The organism is Psychrobacter sp. 1Y4 (assembly GCF_051847555.1).
In genome coordinates, this window is record NZ_JBPYDE010000128.1 from 1 (window position 1) to 1,111 (window position 1,111).

Consider the following 1,111-nt stretch of genomic DNA (forward strand, 5'->3'; position numbering starts at 1 on the left):
CGTTGTTTCAACAACAGATTGAAGCGGTTAATGGTGAAGGCGATTGCCTGCTTGCGCCCACGCTAGATGGTGACATGCAAATCATCGATGTGGGGCCACAGCAGTATACGCTTAGTGATGGTGCTTTTGTCGCCGCGCAAACTGGCGTTGATATCAGAGCCAATATTCAGCGTAATTTAGGCGGCGCGGTATTCGGTGATACTGGTGGCTTTATGGTCATGCAGACTCAAGGAAAAGGTCAGGTTGTGGTATCTGGTTTTGGCTCATTGTTTGAGATTGAGGTCACACCAGACAAAGATGTCATCATTGATAATGGTCATGTGGTTTGCTGGGATTCCAACCTCGATTATAAACTGTCCGTCTCGACCAGTAAGAAAAAAGGCATCATGAGCAATATCATCAACTCCGTCACTAGTGGCGAAGGTATGGTTCTGAACTTCTCAGGAAGCGGTAAAGTCATTATTTGCTCGCGCAATCGTGACAGCTATCAAGGTTGGCTGCAAAGTGTCTTAGGAACGAGCTCAGGCGGTCGCGGCGGCGGCGGCGGTGGTTTTTTAGATAATATCTTATAGCGTCTTTTAGAACTATGTTTAAGCAGTTTTACTCACAATTACCATAAGGATACTCACATGGCAGTTAGTCTACAAAAAGGGCAGAAAATCTCCCTAAGCAAAGAAGCAGGCGGCGAGCTGACTCAAGTTAAATTGGGTCTAGGTTGGGATGTCGCTCAAGGTCCACAAGATAAAAAAGGTGGCTTTTTAGGTAAATTATTCGGCGGTGGTAGCGGCGGCGATTCTATCGATTTGGATGCTTCATGCATCATGTTTGACGCAAACAAACAAGCGGTCGATGCTATCTGGTTCAGTCAGCTCAAGTCAAAAGATGGCAGTATCGTTCATACTGGCGACAACCGTACTGGCGACGGCGACGGCGACGATGAAGTCATCAACGTTGATCTCTCAAAAGTCCCTGCCAATGTGACTTCGCTAGTATTTACGGTCAATAGCTTTACCGGTCAGACATTTGAGACGGTCGAAAACGCGTTTTGCCGTATCGTTAATGCCAATAACAACAGTGAAGTAGCTCGCTACAACTTATCCGCCCAAGGTGG

At 46.8% G+C, this 1,111-nt stretch carries 2 protein-coding genes; both read left to right on the plus strand.

Annotated elements, in window-relative coordinates; genetic code table 11:
• Nucleotides 1-572: TIGR00266 family protein (locus tag ACS8FC_RS14715; protein WP_439297315.1), on the plus strand; the 572-nt coding region annotated here is incomplete at its 5' end.
• Between the two features lie 57 nt (nucleotides 573-629).
• Nucleotides 630-1,111, plus strand: a 482-nt coding sequence (locus ACS8FC_RS14720; RefSeq protein WP_439297316.1) for a TerD family protein, incomplete at its 3' end; no start/stop codon positions are given.